At 51.8% G+C, this 20,244-nt stretch carries 18 protein-coding genes, 1 tRNA gene and 1 pseudogene; 2 read left to right on the top strand and 18 right to left on the bottom strand.

Annotated elements, in window-relative coordinates; translation table 11 throughout:
• Nucleotides 1-55: 55 nt before the first annotated feature.
• Together GJ688_RS00755 and GJ688_RS20475 are read left to right on the top strand one after the other, a co-directional pair.
• Nucleotides 56-229, top strand: a complete 174-nt coding sequence (locus GJ688_RS00755) for a small, acid-soluble spore protein, alpha/beta type (RefSeq protein ID WP_155474625.1) — start codon at nucleotides 56-58, stop codon at nucleotides 227-229.
• A gap of 163 nt (nucleotides 230-392) precedes the next feature.
• Nucleotides 393-887 (top strand): annotated as a pseudogene (locus GJ688_RS20475) (TVP38/TMEM64 family protein); the annotation flags it as partial.
• Between the two features lie 41 nt (nucleotides 888-928).
• On the opposite strand, the gene GJ688_RS20470 reads toward GJ688_RS20475, so the two are convergent.
• The 18 genes from GJ688_RS20470 to fni all read right to left on the bottom strand — a co-directional run bounded on the left by GJ688_RS20470 (nucleotide 929) and on the right by fni (nucleotide 20,228).
• On the bottom strand, nucleotides 929-1,609 hold the full coding sequence (locus GJ688_RS20470) for a DUF1405 domain-containing protein (RefSeq protein ID WP_235910641.1): 681 nt from the start codon (nucleotides 1,607-1,609) through the stop codon (nucleotides 929-931).
• A 76-nt stretch (nucleotides 1,610-1,685) separates the two neighbouring features.
• Nucleotides 1,686-2,297 (bottom strand): metallophosphoesterase family protein, encoded by a 612-nt coding sequence (locus GJ688_RS00740; protein WP_155474622.1) that lies wholly within the window; start codon nucleotides 2,295-2,297, stop codon nucleotides 1,686-1,688.
• Nucleotides 2,298-2,344: 47 nt separating this feature from the next.
• Nucleotides 2,345-3,466, bottom strand: a complete 1,122-nt coding sequence (locus GJ688_RS00735) for a Nif3-like dinuclear metal center hexameric protein (protein ID WP_155474621.1) — start codon at nucleotides 3,464-3,466, stop codon at nucleotides 2,345-2,347.
• Entirely contained in the window at nucleotides 3,439-4,218 is a 780-nt protein-coding gene (locus tag GJ688_RS00730) for a tRNA (adenine(22)-N(1))-methyltransferase (RefSeq protein ID WP_155474620.1), read from the bottom strand. Before GJ688_RS00730 ends, GJ688_RS00735 begins: the two co-directional genes overlap by 28 nt.
• A gap of 105 nt (nucleotides 4,219-4,323) precedes the next feature.
• A tRNA-Ile gene (locus tag GJ688_RS00725) sits at nucleotides 4,324-4,398 on the bottom strand.
• Nucleotides 4,399-4,475: 77 nt separating this feature from the next.
• On the bottom strand, nucleotides 4,476-5,603 hold the full coding sequence (gene rpoD, locus GJ688_RS00720; protein WP_155474619.1) for an RNA polymerase sigma factor RpoD: 1,128 nt from the start codon (nucleotides 5,601-5,603) through the stop codon (nucleotides 4,476-4,478).
• Nucleotides 5,600-7,531 (bottom strand): DNA primase, encoded by a 1,932-nt coding sequence (gene dnaG / locus GJ688_RS00715; protein WP_155474618.1) that lies wholly within the window; start codon nucleotides 7,529-7,531, stop codon nucleotides 5,600-5,602. The genes rpoD and dnaG overlap by 4 nt, the downstream gene beginning before the upstream one ends.
• Nucleotides 7,532-7,696: 165 nt before the next feature.
• Nucleotides 7,697-8,704 carry a deoxyguanosinetriphosphate triphosphohydrolase gene (locus GJ688_RS00710; protein ID WP_155474617.1) on the bottom strand — a complete coding sequence of 336 codons (1,008 nt, stop codon included), beginning with the start codon at nucleotides 8,702-8,704 and terminating at the stop codon, nucleotides 7,697-7,699.
• A 117-nt stretch (nucleotides 8,705-8,821) separates the two neighbouring features.
• Nucleotides 8,822-9,424 (bottom strand): flavodoxin family protein, encoded by a 603-nt coding sequence (locus GJ688_RS00705; RefSeq protein WP_170291586.1) that lies wholly within the window; start codon nucleotides 9,422-9,424, stop codon nucleotides 8,822-8,824.
• A 115-nt stretch (nucleotides 9,425-9,539) separates the two neighbouring features.
• On the bottom strand, nucleotides 9,540-11,018 hold the full coding sequence (gene spoIVA, locus GJ688_RS00700) for a stage IV sporulation protein A (protein WP_155474615.1): 1,479 nt from the start codon (nucleotides 11,016-11,018) through the stop codon (nucleotides 9,540-9,542).
• A gap of 291 nt (nucleotides 11,019-11,309) precedes the next feature.
• A complete protein-coding gene (gene aroF, locus GJ688_RS00695) occupies nucleotides 11,310-12,323 on the bottom strand; it encodes a 3-deoxy-7-phosphoheptulonate synthase (protein ID WP_155474614.1) in 1,014 nt (337 codons plus the stop codon).
• Between the two features lie 575 nt (nucleotides 12,324-12,898).
• On the bottom strand, nucleotides 12,899-13,930 hold the full coding sequence (locus GJ688_RS00690; protein WP_155474613.1) for an NAD(P)H-dependent glycerol-3-phosphate dehydrogenase: 1,032 nt from the start codon (nucleotides 13,928-13,930) through the stop codon (nucleotides 12,899-12,901).
• A 124-nt stretch (nucleotides 13,931-14,054) separates the two neighbouring features.
• Nucleotides 14,055-14,669, bottom strand: coding sequence for a glycerol-3-phosphate 1-O-acyltransferase PlsY (gene plsY / locus GJ688_RS00685; protein ID WP_235910684.1), 615 nt, complete (start codon nucleotides 14,667-14,669; stop codon nucleotides 14,055-14,057).
• An 18-nt stretch (nucleotides 14,670-14,687) separates the two neighbouring features.
• On the bottom strand, nucleotides 14,688-16,016 hold the full coding sequence (gene der, locus GJ688_RS00680; RefSeq protein ID WP_155474612.1) for a ribosome biogenesis GTPase Der: 1,329 nt from the start codon (nucleotides 16,014-16,016) through the stop codon (nucleotides 14,688-14,690).
• A 17-nt stretch (nucleotides 16,017-16,033) separates the two neighbouring features.
• Nucleotides 16,034-17,419, bottom strand: coding sequence for a DUF512 domain-containing protein (locus tag GJ688_RS21240; protein WP_155474611.1), 1,386 nt, complete (start codon nucleotides 17,417-17,419; stop codon nucleotides 16,034-16,036).
• A complete protein-coding gene (locus GJ688_RS00670; RefSeq protein WP_155474610.1) occupies nucleotides 17,416-18,330 on the bottom strand; it encodes a hypothetical protein in 915 nt (304 codons plus the stop codon). Before GJ688_RS00670 ends, GJ688_RS21240 begins: the two co-directional genes overlap by 4 nt.
• A complete protein-coding gene (locus GJ688_RS00665) occupies nucleotides 18,305-19,018 on the bottom strand; it encodes a hypothetical protein (protein ID WP_155474609.1) in 714 nt (237 codons plus the stop codon). Before GJ688_RS00665 ends, GJ688_RS00670 begins: the two co-directional genes overlap by 26 nt.
• A gap of 106 nt (nucleotides 19,019-19,124) precedes the next feature.
• Complete coding sequence (gene fni, locus GJ688_RS00660) at nucleotides 19,125-20,228, bottom strand: type 2 isopentenyl-diphosphate Delta-isomerase (protein ID WP_155474608.1); 1,104 nt, start codon at nucleotides 20,226-20,228, stop codon at nucleotides 19,125-19,127.
• Nucleotides 20,229-20,244: the final 16 nt, after the last annotated feature.

Raw genomic sequence — 20,244 nt, 5'->3', positions numbered from 1 at the left:
AAAAATCACTTAAACTAGAAGTAGGTGCGACAGCATTGGCAAAGGAGGCTGAAATATGACTCGTCGCAAGCCCGTCATGTCTGACCGGCTCAAGTATGAACTGGCTCAGGAACTGGGGTTTGCTGATGTGGTGGAACGTGATGGCTGGGGTGGGATTACCACTCGTGATGCGGGCCGATTGGTTCGTGCCGCCATTGAACGTGCCGAGCGGAACTTGGCGAGTCAATAGTCTTCCATACCAACGCACCCGCCAGAGCAGTGATCCTGCTCTGGCTTTCGATTGCCTATGATTCACCGTAAAAACATTCCGTCGCAGAGGGGGTTTTGCATTGCGTTGGTCCAGGAGAAACCTACATTGGTTCATCTTAGGAACGGTTGTCCTTGCCTTCGCCATGGTGCCCACTTTGCGCGGATACTTGTTCACCGCCATCCGGTTGATGACCGATGGCGATTTGGCAGGTCTACGGGCCTTTATTCTCTCTTTTGGGTTTGCCGCGCCCCTGGTTTCCTTTTCACTGATGATCGTGCAAGCTTTTTTATCGCCAATTCCGTCAGTCGTCCTCTTTTTGCTGAACGCAGCCGTGTTCGGCTCTTGGGGTGGGTTGCTTCTATCTTGGACTAGTTCCCTGGTGTCCTCTCTGATCTGTTTCGGCCTAGCCCGTCGGCTGGGGCAAACCTTCGTATCCAAAGTGGTGAAGGAGGGACTGCTCGCCCGCATCGATGATTATCTCTATGATTACGGATCATCGGCAGTCCTCTTTTCCCGCTTATTGCCCTTTATGCCCTTCGATGTTACCTCCTACGCCTTCGGTATCACCCGGGTCACCTGGTGGGATTTCACCTGGGGGACTGCCGTCGGTCAAACACCGGCGATCATCTTCTATACGTTCTTAGGCCACCGTATGTTAGACCTTTGGCAGTATATTCTTTACTTCGGGCTTTGGATTTTCGGGCTCGTTATATTGATGCCATTTTTCGGCAATTGGTTGATCCGTTGCCGCTCACCGCTGAACGATGATGAACTGGCAAAATACCCTCCCAGCCCGATGACGACGACCGATAAAACGAGTGCGCTGATCCAGGCCAAATCATATTGGCGGGGATCAAAGAGATAAGGATAGATGTCCCACTGGTAATCGGCAAAATCGTTAAAGAGAATCCATAGGCTGACAGCGATCCATGTCTTCCGGGAATAATGCATTCGGGGCCAGAAGAGGAGCGCCTGCAGAGCCATACCCAGATGGGATAGGGCTAGCATCCAGTTTTCAATAGAAGCGCCTCCAGACAAATAGGCAGCGTGAATATTGATGATGACGGCCCAAATGCCGTATTTGAACAAAACGGCCGGCGCCAAGCATTCGAACCAGGAAAAGGAAAGGCCCAGCCAAAGCAAGACGAGCAGGAGCGTAAAATCACCGGAAGCCAGTGGACTGTCTGGGATCAATGGCCAAAAGATCGGCTCTGAAGCGGCCAGTTGATGGCGGTACCACCAAAAACCGTAGAGCGTTCCCGGCAAGTTAATGACAAAGAGCAAAGCCATACCAAATGGAGTGTAAACCCAAGATATCCAGGGGTGATCGCTCCAAGATTTCAGACGATAGTTCTTCATTTCGTCATCCCCAATCGACATTCCAAAAGTTGTACAAAGCCCCGTAAAGGCGGGGCTTCATCCTTTTTAAAACTAATTAATCTCGCGTAAACCGCCTGACAAGGACTTCCCCTTTCAGGGAATCGTATAGGACCATACTGCCTTTTGGATCATCCTTCGGCATGCCGACAGAACCGACGCCGATGATGTATCGAGTAGAGGGGTCCAGGACGAAGGGCACGTTATCTTGTAATTCAATCATAGTGACATCATCATCGCGATAAGCAAAACAGGACACCCGGTGTTGATGTCCGTGAAAACAAACCTTAAAGTCATGGGCTCTGAAATTTTTCCAAGCCCTTTCTTCGTCACCGATCCGTTCGTTCAGGGGATCCCGAGGACCTCCGTGTACGAAGAGCAATTCCCCATCGCGGTATTCTTTCGGCCACGCCACATAATCATTCCATATTTGGGCAGTGAGTTCTGATGGACGTGTATATTGCATGACTACATATTCATCACAGTTCCCCTGTACTCCCTGGGCGTCTTCTGCATGAAGCGCCTCGAGGCATTCCACAAATCCATCACCGTTTCGGTAATTAGGGACGTCTCCCAGAAAGATCATCCGATCCACGTCATTTAGTAAATGGAGTGCCTTTTCTAGAGCCTTATGGTGACCGTGAGCATCCGCCAGAATTCCGTATCGCAACGTCTAAGACCCTCCTTCAACTTTCCATACAAGAGCTCTTTGAGTCTCTACAGATAGGCTATTGGGTCTTGGTTTTCCCTATGAAATAAAAAGGTGACATCGGCCTTTTCCCCTTTTGCCGTTTCCTGGAGTCGCAGAGCTAACTCTGCCACGACCGGTTGTTCCGTCGCAAAATGACCTGCATCGAAGATGTCCAAGCCAAGGGATAGAGCGCTCTGGGCCTCATGATATTTAATATCGCCTGTTAAGTATGCCTGGGCACCTTTAAAATGGGCTTTGGATATAGCTGAAGCACCAGAACCGCCGCAAAGAGCGATCTTTTGTACCCGTTTATGTTTGTCTCGGCCCACCCAACGCAGATGATCTATCCCTAATGATTTCTTGATCCGTTTCGCTAATTCCTCTATCGTAACCGCTTCCGGCAGGCGTCCAATCCGACCTAATCCGTTCACAGGGCCTTGGTTTAACAGTGGATAAAGGTCATAGGCCACCTCTTCATAGGGATGGGCTTTGAGCATCGCTTTGAGGACGCGATTCAACCTCTTCTTCGGGACGATCGTTTCTACGCGGACTTCCGCCACTTCTTCCAGTTTGCCAACTTTGCCGATATAGGGATTTGTCCCTTCTAAGGGGAGAAAAGTCCCCTGCCCTAGGGTGCGGAAGGTACAGTGAGAGTAATTTCCGATATGCCCTGCACCGGCATTACCCATCGCTTGACGGACCGCTCCCTCCTGATCGGCAGGAACAAAGACGGCAAGCTTCACCAATTCTTCTCGTTTATCCTCGTAGAGAGGTTGCACATCTTCCAAACCCAATTTGGCTGCTAAAACGTCATTGACCCCGCCGGGCGCTGTATCTAGATTGGTATGAGCAGCGTAGATATTCAGCCTCTGGTCGATAATAGACCTAAGCAACCTTCCTTGTGGCAAATCCCAGCGAAGGGAACTGATCGGTTTGAAGATGAGCGGGTGGTGGCTGACGATCATCTGACAGTTCTGCGCCACTGCCGCTTGAACGACATCTTCATCGACATCGAGAGCGACATAGACTTTTTCCACAGTCGCTGACGGATCACCCACTTGTAGTCCAACCGAATCCCAATCTTCGGCTAAGCTTTTGGGGGCAAACCGTTCGATCCACTCTATGATCCTAGCACAGGCGACAGCCATACTCTCACCCTTTCCAGCTCTTCTACTCGCATTCTTTTCTTCTCTACCATAGATTCGTCGCGATTTCTGGCCCGTTGCAAGCCCTCCAGTGCTCTTCGCTCACGCTCTAAGAGTCGCACGACGACCTGAATGAGCAAAGGATGCCGGTTCAGTAACAACAGCGGTCCCAGTTCCCAGATGACGTCTTCGGAAAAGGAGATTCCCAATGACGATGTTTCCGGTGACGCTGTTCCTGATAGGATTGTCATCGTCATTGGTTCGCTCTTTATGTTCTTATCTACGACAATCACTTCATAGATTCGGTGACCTTCCGCTACCAGATCCTCCTCAACGAAAGACCATCCATGGCCAGACAGCCATTGACGTAACTCTTTGGCCCCTTCCAATGGCTGCAGGACGAGCCGGCTTACACCAGTCAACTTACCGGTCTTCTCGCCTGCTTCTAAGATGGACTGGATCGTCCCTCCGCCCATACCAGCGATAGTGATCGCCTGTACTTCTTCTGGCTGCAGCGGCGCTAAGCCGTCACCGGGCCGGATGTCTATTTGCTCACTCACCCGAAAAGCTATCACATGCTGCTTCGCAGCCTCTAATGGCCCCGGATGAACCTCGACGCCGATGGCTCGAGGGATGATTCCTTTCTTGACCAGGTAGACAGGCAAATAGGCATGATCCGTTCCGATGTCGGCAAGAACACTTCCTTGAGGCACTGCTTCAGCGAGGCGTTGTAATCGAGGACTAAGTTCTGGCATTAGAACCTCCACAATAACATTCTTTGATTCTTGGTACTTTATGATTATGAGGTAAAACAATAGCCCGCTTGCCAGATAAGGCAAACGGGCTGAATGTACATAAGGTGGTGGGCCCACCTGGGATCGAACCAGGGACCAACCGGTTATGAGCCGGCCGCTCTACCGCTGAGCTATAGGCCCGCTGTGACATCCCCGAAGGAATGTCGCAAGAACGTTTTATATTATACGCTGTATACACTCTTAGGTCAAGAGCGACTTTAATCCAAATAATCCTTTAACTTCTTGCTTCGGCTAGGATGGCGAAGCTTCCGCAGCGCCTTGGCCTCAATCTGACGAATCCGCTCCCGGGTTACGCCAAACTCTTGACCGACCTCTTCTAAGGTTCGAGAACGTCCATCGTCTAAACCAAAGCGAAGCCGCAGGACTTTCATCTCCCGGGCCGTCAACGTTTCCAGCACCTCTTCCAATTGCTCCTTTAAGAGAATGAAGGAAGCTGCTTCTGCTGGCGCCGGCGCGTCTTGGTCTTCGATGAAGTCTCCCAGATGAGAATCTTCCTCTTCACCGATCGGGGTCTCAAGAGACACAGGCTCTTGAGCGATCTTCATGATTTCCCGGACCCGCTCCACGGGAATGTCCATTTCTTTGGCGATCTCCTCGGGGTTCGGTTCCCGTCCGAACTCCTGCAGCAGTTGCCGAGACACACGGATCAATTTATTGATCGTCTCCACCATGTGTACGGGAATACGGATAGTCCGAGCCTGATCGGCGATGGCTCGGGTGATCGCCTGCCGGATCCACCAAGTCGCATAAGTAGAGAACTTGTATCCTTTGGTATAATCGAATTTCTCAACTGCTTTGATCAAACCCAGGTTGCCTTCCTGGATGAGATCTAAAAAGAGCATCCCCCGGCCTACATACCGCTTGGCGATAGACACAACAAGACGGAGGTTCGCTTCTGCCAGGCGGCGTTTGGCTTCCTCATCGCCGTCTTCCATACGCTTGGCCAGTTCGATTTCCTCTTCAGCAGACAACAAAGGAACCCGTCCGATTTCCTTTAGGTACATCCGAACCGGGTCGTCAATCCCTACACCTTCCGGTACAGAGAGGTCGACTTCGATTTCTTCTTCTTCCTCTTCTGATTCCCGGATTATGGGCTCTTCGGCTTTTTCCATGGATTCTGCTTCTGCAGGCTCCGAAACCACGTCAATACCCATGTTCCCAAGTTGCTCATAGACATCATCGACCTGGTCTGCCGTCATTTCTACACCTTGCAGAGAGTCCATGATCTCCTGGTAGGTGAGGACCCCTTTTTTCTTGCCTTTTGCAATCAGGTCTTTAACTTTTTGCAGTTGTTGTACCTGCTCGACTTTTAGTTCTTCTTTCATTCTGTGGTTCCCCCCTTATACCAGGGCCGTTGTTCCCACCGACCACCTAAAGGCATGGCTCCAAATCTGCGAGCCGCGCGGCTCCTAGCCTGTTGTAAATTGGACAGTTGTGGCAGAAGCCGCTGCAGCGCTTCCATGTCCCCACTCCGGCTTAGCGCTTCCACCTGGATTTCCAGGCGAGCGATTTCTTCCACCAGCCAACCGTATCGAAGTGTGTTTACACAGTCCTCGAGAACCGATTCCTGCAGGGCACCTTCCAGGTCCTCAACCAAAAGAGCGCTGAAATAGGCTTTCGTCTCTTCCGCTACCAAACCTTCCGCAACTCGCCCGACGAGGACTCCTTGTCCTTCCCGGCTGACTGCGACCAGCGCCTCCAAAATCTCCTGCAGTGGTCCCTGGACTTGGGGAATCTCATTCCCCAACCGTTCAAAAACCCATCGAACCCTTTCCGGTGTGCCAACCATCCAGTAGATCAGATAGCGCCAGGCTTGCTCCTGTCTGTCCCCATTCGTCCTGTCAGGCAGGCCCTTCACCACAGTAGAGGCAGATGACTCCGTTTCGTTTTTCTGGGCAGAGGTATAGTTAGTATTCCTGGGATTTTCCTTTCTATCCCCTCGAAGGTATGACTTGGTATTACGAGAAAGACCTCGTAACTCTTCCATGATGGCCGCTTCGGAGAGGCGTATTTCCCGGGCGAGCCATTGTATGTTCGCTTCTTGCTCTATCGCGCTGGGGATGATCAGCAGTTGAGGAGCCAACTCCCGGACAGCCGCTACCTTGCCGGCGACAGTTGTCAAATCATATTGCGACGCGACTCGGGAATAACAAAAGGAAAAAAAAGCGGGCGCATTATCGGCCATTTGCCAAAAGCTGCTGGCACCATGCTTTTGCAAAAACTCGTCGGGGTCTTTGCCGTCGGGAAGTGTCAACACTTGAATCTGAGCACCGAGCCGGGTCAAGATCTCTCCGGCTTTGACTGTCGCTTCAATACCCGCCCTGTCAGCGTCATAGCAGATGAGGACTCGTGGAGCGTACCGCAGGAGCAACCGGCCTTGTTCCGGCGTCATAGCTGTACCCAGACTGGCCACAGCTTGAGGAATGTCATGCTGGTGACAGGCGATGACATCCATATATCCCTCGACGAGAATGGCAATCCCTTTCTCTCGAATCGCCGGTCCGGCTTTATGCAAACCGTAGAGGTGCTGACCCTTTTTATAGAGAGGAGTTTCCGGGGAATTCAGGTATTTCGGAATCTCGTCGTCAAGTACCCGGCCGCCAAAAGCGACCGGACGCCCTTGGGCATCAAAGATGGGGAACATAATGCGGTTGCGAAAGCGATCATAGTACCCATCTGCTCCTTGACGAGGGACGATGAGACCGAACTGTTCCAGTTCTTCCGGTGCATAGCCTTCCCGTACCAGTCGTTCCGTCAGGAAATCCCAACCTGGAGGACTATAACCTAAACCGAAAGCCACGGTGACCGTATCACTCAAGCCGCGCCGGGAAAGATATTCCCGGGCTTGCCGAGCTCGTGTGTCTTCCCTCAGACATCGAAAAAACAGTTCAGCCGCCCGGCGATGAAGCGCCCGCCCCTGCTCTACCGCCGTCCGCAGCGCTTGCTGCGTCGGCGTCAACTTTTGTTCGGGAAGGGTGACGCCAGCCCGTTCGGCAAGTTTTTTTAACGCTTCTGGGAAGGTCAAGTTTTCTCGGAGCATGACAAAGGTGAAAACGTCGCCGCCTGTCCCGCAACCAAAGCAATGAAAATACTGCTTCTCTCGGGAAACGGTGAAGGACGGTGTCTTCTCCGAGTGGAAAGGACAAAGTCCCGTGTACCGTCCGCCCTGACGCTTGAGGGATACATAGTCGGCTACGATTTCGACGATATCAATTCGATAGCGAATCTCTTCGACAATTTGGGGATCCTTCAATTAAAATCACCCCATCATGCATTCGCCATCATGCGCCTAATTTCCTTCTTCCCTACTGCCCGAAACACTCTCTTGTTATTCGCGCTTTAATTGACATTTCCTCCACATTATCGACACTTTTTTCCCTCCTGCAATCTTCTATATTATGTCTGCCCTGCAAGTTCTCTAATCCCGAAAACTCATCCATGGCGATGGTAAAAAGAGATTTTCGTAAACTTTTACGGCAAAACGGTCCGTCATGCCCGAAATATAGTCTACAACGGTCCTTTCGAGGCTGTAACGAGGTATCATCGCTTGGAACTCTGCAGGCATGCGATACGGGTGATGGATAAAGACGCGATAGAGGGAGAAAATCAATTCCTTGGCTTTGCTCTCTTCCGCCTTGGCCTGGGAACCGATATAGACGTGCCGGAACATGAACTGGCGCAGTTTTAATGTGGCTTCCTCCACTTCCGGACTCATCCGGATCTCCGGCTGTTGCCATGACGCCTGTACCATGTCCATGACCATACTGTTGATCCGGGACCGGTGACCGTTCCCTAAGAGGCGAATACAGTCTTGAGGAAGATCCTCTTCGGCAATGATGCCTCCTCGAAGGGCGTCATCGATGTCATGGTTGATATAGGCGAACCGGTCGGCCCAGCGGACGATCTGCCCTTCCAGAGTAGAAGGTTTGCCGCTGCTGGAATGGTTGACGATGCCGTCACGGACCTCCCATGTCAAATTCAGCCCTTCCCCTTGTTCCAGCACCTCGACAACCCGTAAGCTCTGCCGGGCATGGGAAAAACCCTCCTTAAAAACCCGGTCGAGAGCCTCTTCCCCGGCATGACCGAAGGGCGTATGACCCAAGTCATGACCTAGGGCGATCGCTTCGGCTAGATCTTCGTTCAACGCCAAGGCTCTGGCGATCGTCCGGGCAATCTGGGAGACTTCTAATGTATGGGTTAGGCGGGTGCGAAAATGGTCCCCTTCTGGCGAGATGAAGACCTGTGTTTTATGTTTTAGACGACGAAAGGCTTTCGAATGAATAATTCGATCCCGGTCCCGTTGGAAGGCGGTCCGCATAGAACACTCCTGCTCTGACCGCTCTCGACCACGGTTCCGTCCGCTCTTGGCTGCGTATGGAGATAGCAAGGTCTCTTCTCGCCGTTCCAACTCTTCTCGCAGGATCATTCGGTTCTCCCTCCGTCAAGATTCCTTCTTCTAAAGGTCTTTCAGGAATACGACTTTTAACAATCGAGCTTATGCGTCGCCAGTAACCTTTGCATTGTAACGACGGTGTGCTGCAGCTTATTTACTCTTCTTGCCTGCTTGAAGCAATCGAGCTGCTTCCACGAGCCGTTTGCCGAGAATCCGCGCCCGCTTCAGTCCATCCTGATCCTGCTGAGCTGGTTTCTGTGCCGATGCGCCGAAATGGCCGCAGTCATGATCAACGTGTCCGTCGCCGACTAAGGTCATTCCTTGAACGAGCATCATGTCATGGATGGCCCTCGTCGTCGTTTCTTGGCCGCCGTATTTCGAAGCTCCCGTCGTGACGGTGCCTCCGGGAATTCCGTACCAGGCTTTATCTCCGCGCACTTTGCGTGTTTTATCAAAAAAAGCTTTCAATTGGGCGCTTACGGTGCCGAAATAAACAGGGCTGCCGATGATGACCCCGTCAGCGTCAGCGATATCGGCAAAAGCTTGTTCCAGCTCGGTTCCCTTATAGCAAAGGGTCGAACAAGGGTTGGAACAGGCGGTGCAGAAAGGGTGTTTGGCCTTGGCAAGCACTGATGGCACCTGTACCCATTGGACTTGCAAACCCGCTTGAACGATTTCATCGGCTGCTGCTTGAAGCAGTTGGGCGGTGTTGCCTTCTGGATTTGGGCTTCCGTTAATCAGGACGATTTTCACGTCGTTGAAATCTCCCTTCCTTTGATAAGCTTTATTATTAATACCACCTTCGGTCATAAAAACCCTTCCTGCCGGGATAAGGAAAAAAGCCGGGTTCTCGTTCCCGGCTTCGTGCTTAAATAATGATGCAGATGAGTCCGCCATTTCCTTCATTGACGATGCGCTGCAATGTTTCCTGGAGTTTACCTTGAACGTTTTCTGGCATGCGCTGGAGTTTGTTTTGCACCCCTTCACGAACTAAATCATGAAGGGATTTACCAAAGATATTGGACTCCCAGATTTTTTGCGGATTTTCTTCAAACTCTTCGAGGATGTAACGGACCAGTTCTTCGCACTGTTTCTCCGTGCCGATGATCGGAGTAATTTCTGTGGTGATATCGGCACGGATGATGTGCAAGGAAGGTGCGCTCGCTTTTAATTTCACACCGAAACGGTTCCCCTGCTTGATCAGTTCCGGTTCTTCCAGGAACATCTCATCGAGGCTGGGGTTGACGACACCATAGCCCACTTCCCTCACATCATCCAAGGCAGTGGCCACTTTGTCATACTCCCGTTTCGCCTTAGCCAATTCTTTCATCAGGCGAAGCAGGTCATGTTCGCCGGTGATGGTAAAGCCGCTCTCTTCCTGCAGGACTTGATAGAACATGCCTTCCGGCGCGGTCATCTCAATAGCGGCCACACCAGTACCTAGATTCATTTCCTGCAGGTACACATCTTCGATGAAGTCGTATTCGGCCAGCGTCTCCACAGCCAGATCGATATCGCGCAAGCGCTTCACCTGGGAAATGGTGTCACGCACAGCCCCTTCGAACTTCTGGCGCAGAGGATGTTTGTTTTCAAGCTCTTCAATCCAAAGAGGAAGATTGATGTTGACTTCGGTGACAGGGAATTCATAGAGGGCCTCTTCGAGAATCTTCAAGATGTCCTCTTGACTCAGTTCGGTTACGTTTAATGGAAGCACAGGAACCTGGTACAATCCTTCCAGGTTATAAGCCAATTCGGCCGTTTCCCTCGAATGGGGACGAAGTGAGTTAAGCACGACGACAAAGGGTTTTCGCAGTTCTTTTAACTCGTCGACGACCCGTTCTTCTGCTTCTACATATCCGTCACGGGGCAAATCAGTGATGCTGCCGTCGGTGGTAATGACGAGACCGATGGTCGAGTGATCAGCGATAACCTTTCGTGTCCCCATCTCAGCTGCATCTTGAAAGGGCATCTCTGTCTCTGACCAGGGAGTCATCACCATCCGAGCCCCGTCTTCTTCTTCATAACCCAAAGCTCCTTCGACAGAATAGCCGACGCAGTCGACCATGCGCACCCGCATCTTGACGCCGTTTTTGACGCCAATCTCTACGGCTTCGTTCGGAATAAATTTGGGTTCTGTCGTCATGATCGTCCGGCCGGCGCCGGATTGAGGCAGTTCATCCCGGGCCCGCTCTTTATCATGGATATTCTTGATATTCGGCAATACTAACAGTTCCATGAACCGTTTAATGAAGGTGGACTTACCCGTGCGGACCGGGCCTACCACCCCGATATAGATGTCTCCTCCTGTGCGGTCACTGATATCACGGAAAATATCCATTTTCTCCATCGCGGTTTTCCCTCCTTATCGGTTGTCTGCCCTGGCCGCTCGGTTGGGTTCCCACCCCAAATATTTCCGCTGACAGGCCTAACGCTAGAATGTATATGAGCGCAGCCTGTTCTCTATGACAGGCTAGGGCCGATAAAGACGGTTAAAATCGCAACAAGTCGCTCTATCAGTGGTACCTGGGCCCCGTTGCAATGGATATGCCCTGGCTAGCTCTTTTATAACTTCACCTTACCAGAGTAACATCACAGTAAATCGGGGGTGTAATGATTTAGTTTCAAAGGTGTTCTGACTTTATATCTCTCGTCCCACCGCTGCGGCAATCGGGCGAAGGGACTCGACCATGCGGGTGAAATCCTCCGGCTCTAGGGACTGCGGTCCGTCACAAAGGGCTTTGCACGGTTCTGGATGAACTTCCACCAGCAAACCGTCTGCGCCAGCGGCAACAGCGGCACGAGACATGGAAGCTACTAGCCGAGAAGCGCCGGTCGAGTGGCTGGGGTCCACCAGAATCGGTAAATGGGACAGTTCTTTGACGAGGGGTACGGCACTCAAGTCGAGAGTGTTGCGAGTGGCTGTTTCAAAAGTCCGAATTCCCCGCTCACAGAGAATGATCTGGCTGTTGCCTTGAGCCATGATATACTCCGCTGCCATCAACCATTCTTCGATCGTTGCCGATAAGCCCCGTTTCAAAATTACGGGCAGGCGTGTTTGGCCGACAGCCTGGAGCAGACGGAAATTCTGCATGTTGCGAGCACCGATCTGAAGTATGTCTACATATCGGGAGGCTATCTCCAAACTGGGAAGGTCAATCACTTCCGTTACGGTGGGCAATCCGGCGAAACGACCGGCAGTGTTCAAAATCTTTAACCCTTCTTCCTCAAGCCCTTGGAAGGCGTAGGGAGAGGTTCGAGGTTTATAAGTGCCGCCTCGCAGGATTTTGGCTCCAGCTAAGCGCACTTTCTCAGCAGCCAGCATCATCTGATCGATGCTCTCCACCGCACAGGGACCTGCGATCAAAGTCACCGACTCTCCACCGATTGCCACATCCTTGACGGTGATGACCGTATCCTCTCTTTTCGCTTCCCGACTGACCAGTTTGTAAGGACGGCGAATAGGAACCACTTTTTCTACTCCCGCCATGGCTTCTAGACCTAAAGAGGCGATCGCTTGGCGGTCGCCGACAGCACCGATGACGATGCGGTTCACACCGTGAATCGAGTGTCCAGTGAAACCGTATTCGGTCAAGGTTTTGTTGATGTTGTCGATTTGGCTTGCCGTAGCGTTAGGATTCATAACGATAATCATCGGGGATCCCTCCAAATTTTTATTGATTAAAATTAAAAACCCCGCAGCTGTCCCTGGATTAGGGACGAACGCTGCGAGGCATCCGTGGTACCACCCTGATTGATCGACTTCTGAAAGCGATACTTTCGCATCAGGAGCGATCCGCTCATTGATAGAGTGCGGGAAGCGAGATTTAACCATTCCTGCGCAAAGTGGAAGAAAATAAAAAAAGCTTTTCATCCTCTCAGGGACGAAAAGCTTTTACTTATCGCGGTACCACCCTGGTTAAATCCATAACGACACAGCGTAATAGATCCACCTCATGCGCAGAGTACGGGAATTCAGTTCCGATACTCCCTTCCTGGTAACGTCGGAAGTCTACGGCCTCACCTACACACCGGATGAAATTCCGGCTTCAGCGGGCAGCTCCAGAGGGAACTTCGGACAGTCATACACTTGGAAACGCTCTCAATCGACGACGTTTCCTCCCTGTAAGGCTGGGTCTGACCTACTTTTCTCTGTCATCGCTGTTTATCATGTGGAGTTGTTATTTAAAATAACATGGGCTCATCGAAAAAACAAGAGCTTTTTATCGGTTACTTCCAGTCGTCGACGCCTTCTTCCACTTCATGGGTCTTGATCCGGCTCATGAGGTCGCCCACGGCTTCGTCGGGAGGATGATTTTCGAAGAGCACTTTGTAACATTCAGCGGTAATGGGCATTTCAACGCTCATTTCCTTGGCCAATTTGAAAGCAGCCTGGGTAGTTCGAACTCCTTCGACGGTCTGTCCGACCAGGTTTAAGGACTCTTCCACCGATTTCCCCTTGCCCAGAAAAGCACCAAAACGCATATTCCGAGAATGTTTGCTCGTACAGGTGACGACGAGGTCACCGAGTCCGGCCAGTCCAGAGAAAGTAGCCACGTTTGCACCCATGGCGCCACCGAGGCGGATGATTTCAGCCAGACCGCGTGTGACGAGGGCCGCTTTCGTATTGTCGCCGAAACCTAATCCTTCTGCGACGCCGCAAGCAAGAGCGATGATATTTTTCAAAGCGCCGCCCAATTCCACGCCGAGCAGATCAGGGTTGGTATATACCCGAAAATAGGAGTTCATGAACAAGTCCTGAGCTTGTTCCGCCATGGCCCGGGAGACGGAAGAGACAACGACGGTCGTCGGAATATCGCGAGCCACCTCTTCGGCATGGCTGGGGCCTGACAAGATGACCACCCGTTCTGCCAGATGCTTCGGAAGTACCTCCTGTAAAATCTGGGAGGGACGCTTTCCCGTCTCCGGATCTATGCCTTTCGCCGTGCTGACGATGAGCACATCGTCAGACAGTTTTTCCTGTATGGAGGCGACCGTTTCTCGCAGCGCAGAGGAGGGTACCGTCAGGACGACGACTTTGGCCCCTTCAATGACTTCATCGAGTTTCGAATAGGCACGAAGACGAGCTGGCAACAAGACTCCAGGGAGATAGCGGCGGTTTTCTCGATAACTGTTTATGTCCTTAGCCAGGTCGACGCGACGTGCCCAAAGGAATACTTGCTTGCCCTGTTGGGCCAACAGACGGCCGAGAGCAGTTCCCCAGCTCCCCGCACCAAGGACGGCTACTTTTTCTAACTGCATGGATCCACAACCTCCCACTTTTAAATAGGCCAACTTTAACTAGTCAACGAAGCATTCGGACGCATGTACTCGGTTCACAACGAAAAATCCTTATGACGGTACATGATGGAAACATTAATGTCAATTATGTTGTTTTCCGCCGGATGGGATTCTCTGTGCCTTCCATCAACCGTTTGATGTTAGAGCGATGGCGGTAGATGACAAAAAGAGAAACAGCCAAAGCAAAGACCTGATAGGCTACAGGTTTGCCTAGAAAATACATGAGCACCGGCAAAAGCACCGCCGCCAAAATGGAACCGACCGAAACGTAACTGGTCAAATAAACAGCCAGTGCGAATGCAGCGAGACAGATCAAGGCGATCAACGGTGCGATCGTAAGTACCACACCGGCAGCGCTGGCGACGCCTTTTCCCCCTTTGAACTTCATAAAAGGCGAAAAGGTATGTCCGAGGATGGCCGCCAAGCCAGCTAAGACCGCCATCGTCCCCCCGTAAGGTTGTCCCAGCCAGGTGGCTAAGGCCGCTTTTCCAGCATCAAGAAGCAGCACTGCAGCGCCCATGGTGGCACCGAGCACTCGGAAGGCATTGGTCGCACCGATATTGCCGCTCCCGTGTTTGCGAATGTCTATGCCCTTAGCCTTGCCGGCTAGATAGGCGAAGGGAATCGATCCGAGAAAGAATGACAGCAGGATTAACCCCAGCGATGACCAATCCATTGTCAAGCTCATTGCTGTTGTCATAAGCAATCGGCTACCCTTCTATTCTTTTTCTTTTTCACGCTGCCGGATGATAAAGCGGACCGGTGTTCCTTCGAAGCCGAAGGTTTCCCGAAACCGGTTCATGATATGTCGCTGATAGGAGAAGTGAAAGAGTTCCTCATCGTTGACAAAAAAGACAAAGGTAGGCGGTTTCACAGAAGTCTGCGTGACATATAGGATCTTCAAACGACGGCCTCGATCAGAGGGCGCTGGTGTGACACGGATAATATCGGTCATCAACTCGTTGATCACCGATGTGGGGATACGGCGGTTGGCCTGTTCTGTTACAAAGTCAACCAGTTCTAAGATTTTAGGCAGTCGCTGACCCGTCAGTGCGGATACGTAAATCGTCGGGGCGTAATTCAAAAAGCCCAATTCCGAACGAACCACTTTATCAAAGCGATTCATCGTCTTATCGTCCTTGGGAACCAGATCCCACTTATTCAACACGAGCACGCAGGCCTTACCGGCTTCGTGGGCATAACCGGCAATCTTCTTATCTTGCTCGGTGACGCCTTGGGAAGCGTCGATGACCATGAGCACCACATCGCTGCGGTCCACAGCCCGCAACGAGCGCATTACGCTGTACCGTTCGACAGATTCATCAATCTTTCCTTTGCGGCGCATACCGGCTGTATCGATGAGCACATAGTGCTTGCCTTCTCGTTCGAAGGGCGTATCGATGGCGTCGCGGGTCGTGCCGGGGATATTCGAGACGATGACCCGCTCTTCTCCCAAAATGGCATTGACCATGGACGATTTACCCACATTAGGCTTTCCGATGACAGCGATTTTGATTGTGTCGGGATCATCTTCTTCGTCGCCTTCCGGCGGCAGAGCTTCGATCACTGCATCCAAAAGATCGCCTGTATTCATGCCATGGGTAGCCGAAATGGGAATCGGATCGCCAAGGCCTAAGGCAAAAAACTCATAATACTTATCCCGTTGGGAAAAATCCTCAATTTTATTGACTACGAGAAAGACTGGTTTCTTCGTTCTACGCAGCACAGCTGCGACTGTTTCGTCATCAGCAGTGATCCCTGCTTTTCCGTCCACCATAAAGAGGATCACATCTGCTTCGGCAATCGCTGCTTCTGCCTGTTTATAGATTACTTCTGAAAAAGGGTTTCCGTCGGCACCAAATTCCAGTCCGCCTGTATCGACAAGAGTAAATTCCCGGTTGAGCCATTTGGCGTTCCGGTATAAGCGGTCCCGGGTGACGCCGGGCCGGTCTTCTACAATCGCGACTCTTCCGCCAGTGAGCCGATTAAAAAGTGTTGATTTGCCCACGTTTGGGCGCCCTACGACGGCTACGATCGGTTTGGCCATAGGCTTCACCTTCCTTTCTAAGGTTCCTCGTTCTTGATCAAGCTTATAAACAATGCATCGCCGCTCGTTTTGACAAGCTCTACCGTCGCCCCACCGAGGGCTGCAGAAATGTTTTCTGGCGTCAGATCGTCCAAGGTAACATCGCCTTCACTCCGGAACATCACCGTGGGCAGCAGGATCCGGTCTGATTTCTTAGGGGGATTGTCCAATCCCCGCAGAGTGTGAATCACATCTTTGCCTGTCACCAGCCCCGCCACGGTCACCGTAGAGCCAAAACATCGGTTCTCGACTGCAACGATCTGGACAGCCTGTTCTGACCATGATATACCGTAATCCCGTGCTGTCTGGTCCAACAGTCGTGATAGAAATCGCCCACCAGACAGGCCTGTGATCAGATATGTTTGTCCATTGCTCAAAGCGCCGACGCTCAAGCTGTTCTTGTTTTTCGCTTCTGTTAAAAACTCCTCGACGGCTCCATTCCAGTCTTCCATAAACAGCCGACAGAGGCCGACTCCGTTTTCCAGTTGAGAGTAGTCCTCATACCGTTCTGATTCAGGAAAATCGTCGCCGGAAAGCAAGTAAAACTCGTCGGCCGCAAAGAAGACCGTCTCGCCACGCTCCTTTAGGGCCTCTTGCTGCCACCTTTCCATGAGTTCAATCACTTTCTTCGCCTCATCGGGCTGAAAGGTGCGCAAGGGGAAAAGTCCTTGACGATGGCTCGTCAATCCGACAGGCACGACGGACACGCTTGCCAGGGAATAGCCAAGGGACCAGAGATCCGCCAAAGACTTCTCCAGCACGACACCATCATTGAGTCCCGGACAACAGACGATTTGGGTATGCAGTTGGATCCGGGAGTCGGCCAATTGACGCAATCGATCCATGATCTCGCCAGCGCGGCGGTGGCGGAGCAGTTTTTGGCGAACCTCTGGGTCTGTCGCCTGTACCGAAATATAGAGCGGGCTCAGACGTAGAGACAAGAGACGTTGAAAAGCCCCTTCATCGAGGTTTGTCAAGGTGATAAAATTCCCATGCCAGAAGGAATGGCGGTAATCGTCATCTTTGGCATATAAGGAGGGACGCATGCCCGAAGGCATTTGATCGACAAAACAAAAAAGGCAACGGTTTTGGCAACGGCGCAATCCATCGAAGGTTGCGTCGGCAAAGTGAATGCCTAAGTCGTCATCCTCTTCTTTTTCAATCTCAAACCACCGGGTCTCCCCGGTGGTACTTTCCAATACTTCTAGTTTTACCTTACTTTCACGGATATAAAATCCGTAATCAAGCACATCGCGAACCTGCTGGCCATTAATCGACACTAGGCGGTCTCCGCTCTGAAGACCGATTCGGGCGGCCAAACTGGCTGGTTCTACGTCACTGATGGTGCCGCCTGCGGGCTTCACGGCCCAGGCCTCCTTATGTCCCCAATTCTTCTACTCATTATGAAGGAGCGATTCCATTTCGTCAAGGAATCGGGATCCAGCGCTTCCATTAGCCCATCTGCCAGCTTTTCCAATTCTTTGGGTTGCAATCCCTTCGGGATTGTCACATCAACCATCCGGGGATGAAGATGCTGTCTTAGACAGGGTTTGCTCACGGTGATAATTGGCCTGACCTCGACGGGCAAGTGATTCGCCCAACGCAGGGCAAAAGCAAAGTTAGAGGGATGACGAGGCTGCCCACGTTCCACACTAAACTCTATTCGGCTCTCTGCGTTGCCGTCAAGCCAATGATCCGTCCCTTCTCGAAGGATGATCATGGCAGTGGTCCCGTCGACACTGTGACGGTATAGGGCTCGTTTTGTCAGGTTCTGCTTCCCCGAGCGAAGCGTGACGTTCATGCCTCTTTCTCGAATGGCATCGACAAAATGCTGAGCCGTCCTTTCTGCTTGTGCTTCGGCCATAACAACAACGTTTCCATCGGCACCATCGGCCGAGGGAGCCAAGCGAGTTGGGAGAAAGCTTCTTGAAACCACCGGATCGGATTCACTGCAAAGGACTGCATCGTCTTGCCCCACATAGACAGTCTCATCGTCAATCTCTTCAACCTTCCAAGGTTGTCCCCTCTCGTCGATGAGCCCTTCGCCGATTCTCCAATCTCGATCCGTTTTGGCAACCATCCTACCTTGGTGGCCAATGACGCTTCGAAGGGATCCTTTCACAGACCTGTCGTCGAACTGGTCCCAATCAGATAGACGATACACAACAGCAAATAGGCAGGCGATCGCTAAAAAGAACAGCAGACCTGTCGCCAGCGAACTGATCGTATAGACCAGCGAAAAAGTATGCTTATTCCGATGATTTCTTTTCTGCATCGATGACAATTTCTTGTTCCTCTAGGGTTTCCTTCGTCAACTTCCGGTCGATCTGCTTGGGGATCAGATTCACCCGGACAGCCTTGGCGACACTAAGATGCTCAATGATAAAGCTTAAGGGGAAAACTAGCAGCGATGATACAACGATCCGGTCAAAAACAATACCGGCTCCTAAGTCAGTGATTCGCCCCGGCGCCAGATGCCAGTAAAAATTCACAAAGGGGCCTATCGTCTCAGCTAACGCTCCCCCCAAAAGAACAGCCGCCAATGCACCGCGCATCTCTACTGCGACGGTTGCTGCCGCCAATGCACCGAGAAATGTAAAGATCCAGTGGCCGTCCCAGAGGAAATGATCCTGTTCAAATCCAAGAACTTCCTGTCCAAGCAGGCCCGAAACCATGACAGACAGAACAGCCATCCAAAGTCTGACGTCGGCCAGTTTCGTTTTACCCGTCAAAAGCAGACCCAAACAAAGCGGTGCCACGATGCCGCCAAGGTTCACAAACATAGCCGGTTTTATCGCTAGGATTGGCACATCGATAAAAGAAGCTGCCCACCATGCCAAGAGAAAGAACAGCAATCTCCTCGACGGTGTTCGTAACCGCTGAGCTAGCCCCCGACCCATACCAAAAAGAATGAAGATCATGCTGACCAACAGAATGATGGCTCCAATCGGATATCTCGGCACCTTCCCCACCTCCATTGCTAGGTTACCCTAGGAAAGCAGGGAAAAACCAAAAAGAGTAGCCTTTCCGTCTGCAAAGTGAATGGCAGCGAAAATAGGAAAAACCCGGTTAGCGACTAACCGGGTTTTTCCTATTTCGTTGAGACCAAAATGCTATAGGGATACCTCGCTGTTCAAGCCACTCTTTCACTTCCCCGAGGATCAGACAGGGCTGCTGGGCAAAGGTGTCCAAGTTAGAGCTATTGGTCAAGGTAAAGCTCACGATAAGTTCCTGCCGGAATTCTTCAATATATTTCACGACAGACTGTTCCCCATCGCTGGAACTAAGCAGATGTTTGAGCACCGAACCGGCAACAGCTGCCACTTTTGCACCTAAAGCAAAAGATTTCGCTGCTTCCCATCCGTTGCGTATGCCGCCGCTAGCGATGATCGTTAACTTTTCATCGCTCCTCAAACAATCGGAGGCTGACCAGGCTACCTCGGCCAGAGTGACCGCGGAAGAGATACCCCAGGCCTCAAATTCTTGCAACTCAAGGCCACGCCGACGCATTTCAATGGCGATGAAATTGGTGCCTCCGGCACCTCCTACATCGATATAGCGGACTCCCAGCTCCATAAGCCGTTCAGCTGTTTCGAAAGAAACACCATTTCCGACTTCTTTCGCGATCACTGGTACGGGACAGTGCCGGATGAGTTCAGCGAGGTTTTCCGGCCAATGGCGAAAATCCCGGTCACCTTCTGCCATCGCCATTTCTTGAGCCACATTGAGGTGCACCTGCAAAGCGTCAGCTTGGATCATCTCGATCGCTTTAATCGCCTGATCTACAGGTGTGTTTGGGTTGACGTTGGCAATGACGATGCCGTCGGGATTCTCCTCCCGGACCACCTGATAGGATTCCCTCATCGCCGGATCCCGTAAAGCGGCCGCCTGCGATCCGACGGCGATCCCGATACCGGCTTTGGCGGCAATGCGAGCCAAGCGACGGTTGATATCGGTCACCTGGGGAGTACCTCCGGTGATGGCGTTGATCAGCAACGGCATCGTCAATGTTTTCCCGAGAAAAGAAACAGAAATGTCGATATCTCGGCTGTCAAGGTTGGGCAAGGCCTCGTGGATGAGCCGAACGTCTTTAAAGCCGTTGGGGATCGGACCGTCTTCCAGCGAGAGTGCCTGACGGATGTGATCGAGTTTTCGTTGTTGGCGAATGTCCACGCGTGTCCTCCTCGGA

Source organism: Heliobacterium mobile, from assembly GCF_009720735.1.
In the GTDB taxonomy this organism is placed as follows: Bacteria; Bacillota; Desulfitobacteriia; order Heliobacteriales; family Heliobacteriaceae; genus Heliobacterium; species Heliobacterium mobile.
This window is presented reverse-complemented; position numbering and strand designations above follow the sequence as displayed.